Here is a 3,422-nt window from a genome sequence, read left to right as displayed (position 1 = left end):
GGGAAGCCTGCCGGCCCAGGTGCCAAGTGGATCCCAGAGCTCATTGGCAGGAATCGAGTACCCCAACCCCATCAGCCAGTACACCAGGGGCGGTTTGTCGAATCTGGGCAATCCATTAACCCGAGGCGTTAACCAGTCACCCGTGCGTGCCATGGCACGGCCAGCGGCTGCGAAGAGCGGTGGAGTTTCATCGACGAGACCGGTGGAACCCAGTTGCCAGCAGAACATGGCAAGGCCAAGCGCCAAGATCAGCAACAGTCCACGGCTGCGCTGTCGAGGCGAGATCCTTGGGTTGGCAGGCGCATTGATCATCGACATGGAACGATCGTGCCATTCCCAGCAGAGAGGCCCTGCCTGATCCAATCCTCAACGCGTTGTGCGAAAACCATATGGCTGGCGTTCTGTTCCACCCAACGGCGGCAAGCGCGTCGATCGATTTGATCGACTTTGCTGATAGCCATGGTTAGGGCCTCGAGATCATCGGGCTGCACAAGCCATCCCGTTGTTCCGTCTTGGATGAGTTCGCCAGGACCGCCTCGGTCATAGGCCACGACAGGGACTCCGCAGGCCATGGCTTCTACCACCACGTTGCCGTAGGCCTCATTCCATTTCGGTGTGTTGAGTAGGGCGCGGCAGCAGCCAAGCTCTGTCTGAAGTTGGTGTGTCGGCTGAAAACCGCGCCAATTAATGGTTCCGGCAGGCACGGCGGCTTCGATTGATTGCGCATAGTCAGCATCTTCAACCAAGCCCCAAACCAGAAGCGTTTCTCCCAGAGCTGCGGCAACAGCTGCAGCATCCTCCAGGCCTTTTTCAGGAGCGATGCGACCGGCCCAACCCAGGGGCCCATTGAGGTTCAACTGCAACTGGTATCGCGTGAGGTCAAAGCCATTCCCCACAACTGACGGTGGACTAGGCAATGAAAAATCTCCTGCCTGTCGTTGAGTATGGAATGACATTCGCCTCTGGTCCCACTGAGCGATTTGAGAGATGACCTCATCCATCGCTCGCGAGACCGATCCCATGCTCACAAGATGAAATAACGAGGGCTTTGCATGCGGGGTGAGCCAGAGCGGTAACCAGTCGTAGCTGAAGTTGATCACCGCATCGGCGTCCTCGCCTAAGGACAAAGCAAGGTCCCATAGATGGGGAAGCACACCATCAAAAGGAACTTGGACGGAAGCATCTCGTTCGGAGTGCTGCCAGCTGGGTTGATCGCTCCCCCCAGCGGTGTGGAGGGAGACTCCAGGGCAGTCGTCAGGCGCAACTGAGCCGTTCGGGGCGACCAGGCTGATCCGATGCCCCTTTGCGGCGAGACCTCGTAGCAATGAGTTCAGCGTCAGTTCCACCCCTCCTCCGCGCCCACTTCCCAAGTGTCCGATGGGTGTGCTGACCAGAATTAAATCGAGAGGAGTGGTGCTCATGCTCCGAGATCACTTCGCTGGGGTTCGTTGACGAGAGCAACCGGCTCCCAAAGTCGTTTGCGCTGGCTCACCAGTACCACCGAAAGCAGAACCAAAAGCACTGCGCACCATTGCAGGTTGTTGAGTCGTTCTTGCAACAGCAGTCCACCAGAAGCAAGTGCAAAAACGGGTGTGAGAAATCCCAGTGTGGTGAATCCTGTGAGGTCCTCACGGCTTGCAAACCAGAAAAAGAGTGCGTAGGCCACGGCTCCCCCCATCAAAGATGCATAGGCCATTTGCGTCCATGCAAAAGCGGACCAAGGCGGAATCAACGGGAACGCTCCGTCGAGGCCATGCCAAATCAGCAAGGGGAGTCCCCCCAGCAGCATGTGCCATCCCGTGACGGCCACAGGATCACTGTTTCGGCAGGCGAACCGACTCAGAACGGTGCCGACAGCCATCGCAATGGCAGCCGCCAACATCCAGCCAGTGCCAGCCTGCCAACCCGATTGAAATGACACCCCCTCACCCAACAGCCACCAGTGCTGGAGGAGCCGTTGGGGCACGCCCAGGCAGACAATGCCCACCAGACCAAGAATCAATCCCATCCAACCGATCGGATTGATCGTTTCTGCAAAGAGCCAGCGGGCAAGCAGTGCAACCATCAAGGGCTGAGAATCAATCAGTACAGAACCGAGACCCGCGCCAGTGCCTTCGAGTCCGCGGGCCAGACAGATCTGAAACAGCAGGGCATCAATCAGGGTGAACAGGAGAAACCAACCCCGATCCCCAGGATCAATGGCTAAGGAACGCCCGAGAAGCGGAACAGAGGCGATCACGATGATTCCAGCCGGGAGCAACCTCAAGCAGGACACCAGAATCGGCCCTCCTGTGCTGACCAGAGGAGCCATTGCTGTCATCGCTGTGCCCCATAGGGCGAACGGCAGGATCATCAGCAGCCCTCGGCGGAGAGATCCCATGGGGTGCTACGAACAGGCTCCTTTTTAAGATCTAGACGTGTTCGATTGACCACCATGATCTGGCCCTGGCGCCGCAAGTCCCGGCGAACGATGGCGAGGATCGCCATTGAGGGGGCGATCACTGGCTCCACCCGTCGTCGAGTCCTCAAAGCTCTGAAAGAGGTTCAGGAGCGTGAATTTCCTGCACTGTTGCTACGAATTGATAGTCCTGGAGGGACTGTTGGCGACAGCCAGGAGATTCACTCTGCCCTGCTCAGGCTGCGAGAAAAAGGCTGTCACGTTGTCGCCAGCTTCGGGAATATCTCTGCATCTGGTGGGGTGTATGTGGGTGTTGCCGCAGAAAAGATTGTGTCCAATCCAGGGACGATCACCGGTTCCATCGGTGTGATCCTTCGCGGCAACAACCTTTCCAAATTGCTGGATCGCGTTGGCGTCAAATTTGAAACTGTGAAGAGCGGTGCTTTCAAAGACATCCTTTCTCCAGATCGTGCTTTAGGCCCAGAAGAACGTGAGTTGCTGCAATCCTTGATTGACAGCAGCTATGAGCAATTTGTGGCGGCCGTTGCAGAAGGACGGAAGCTTGATTCAAGCCGCGTCCGCGAATTTGCTGACGGTCGGGTGTTTAGCGGTGCGCAGGCCAAAGATCTTGGACTCGTGGATGAGCTGGGTGACGAGGAGCGCGCAAGGGTGCTTGCGGCACAGTTGGCTGATCTGGATGAGGAGCGCTGCCGCGTGGTGACACTTGGAAAACCCCGTAAGCCATTGCTGCAAGGGTTGTCGGGGTCCAATCTGCTTGTACGAATCGAGCAGCTCGTCTCGGTTGAGATGGAGCTCAGCGGTCAACCCTTGTGGTTGTTCCGGCCATGACCTTGGGGAGCGGATTGGCCTTGCGCGGTTTACGTGGTGCAACCACCTGCAGCGCTAACACTGTTGTTGCGATTGAGCAGGCGGTCTCTGGACTGATGGATGCGCTGGTGAAACACAACGCTCTGAAGCCGGACTGCATCGTTTCGATCACGTTTTCTGTGACCACCGATCTGGA

Annotated in this window: 5 protein-coding genes; 2 read left to right on the top strand and 3 right to left on the bottom strand. The window is 57.5% G+C overall.

All coding sequences use genetic code 11. The annotated features are described in order from the left end of the window. The 3 genes from NCN04_RS09630 to NCN04_RS09620 form a co-directional block, all read right to left on the bottom strand. The coding region (locus tag NCN04_RS09630) for an ArnT family glycosyltransferase (protein WP_502988784.1) at positions 1-318 on the bottom strand (318 nt) is incomplete at its 3' end. After that, positions 309-1,421: a glycosyltransferase gene (locus NCN04_RS09625; protein ID WP_250395944.1), complete on the bottom strand. Its 1,113-nt coding sequence runs from the start codon at positions 1,419-1,421 to the stop codon at positions 309-311. The genes NCN04_RS09630 and NCN04_RS09625, both read right to left, overlap by 10 nt. After that, positions 1,418-2,380: a DMT family transporter gene (locus tag NCN04_RS09620; protein WP_048347018.1), complete on the bottom strand. Its 963-nt coding sequence runs from the start codon at positions 2,378-2,380 to the stop codon at positions 1,418-1,420. Before NCN04_RS09620 ends, NCN04_RS09625 begins: the two co-directional genes overlap by 4 nt. A gap of 54 nt (positions 2,381-2,434) precedes the next feature. On the opposite strand from NCN04_RS09620, the gene sppA reads away from it, so the two are divergent. Further along, the gene (gene sppA, locus NCN04_RS09615; protein WP_250395943.1) at positions 2,435-3,247 is read left to right on the top strand and encodes a signal peptide peptidase SppA; all 813 of its coding nucleotides are present in this window, start codon (positions 2,435-2,437) and stop codon (positions 3,245-3,247) included. After that, a partial coding sequence (locus NCN04_RS09610; RefSeq protein ID WP_250395945.1) for a chorismate mutase occupies positions 3,244-3,422 on the top strand: 179 nt, incomplete at its 3' end. The genes sppA and NCN04_RS09610, both read left to right, overlap by 4 nt.

It is taken from the genome of Synechococcus sp. MU1655 (assembly GCF_023630655.1).
Classification (GTDB): Bacteria; Cyanobacteriota; Cyanobacteriia; order PCC-6307; family Cyanobiaceae; genus Synechococcus_C.
Note: the sequence above shows the minus strand (reverse complement) of the source record. Positions and strands in the feature narration are given on the sequence as shown.

Excerpts from the sequence above, each read along its gene's own strand:
- NCN04_RS09625 (WP_250395944.1), bottom strand. The coding sequence starts at position 1,421 with ATGAGCACCACTCCTCTCGATTTAATTCTGGTCAGCACACCCATCGGA.
- NCN04_RS09620 (WP_048347018.1), bottom strand. The coding sequence starts at position 2,380 with ATGGGATCTCTCCGCCGAGGGCTGCTGATGATCCTGCCGTTCGCCCTA.
- sppA (WP_250395943.1), top strand. The coding sequence starts at position 2,435 with ATGATCTGGCCCTGGCGCCGCAAGTCCCGGCGAACGATGGCGAGGATC.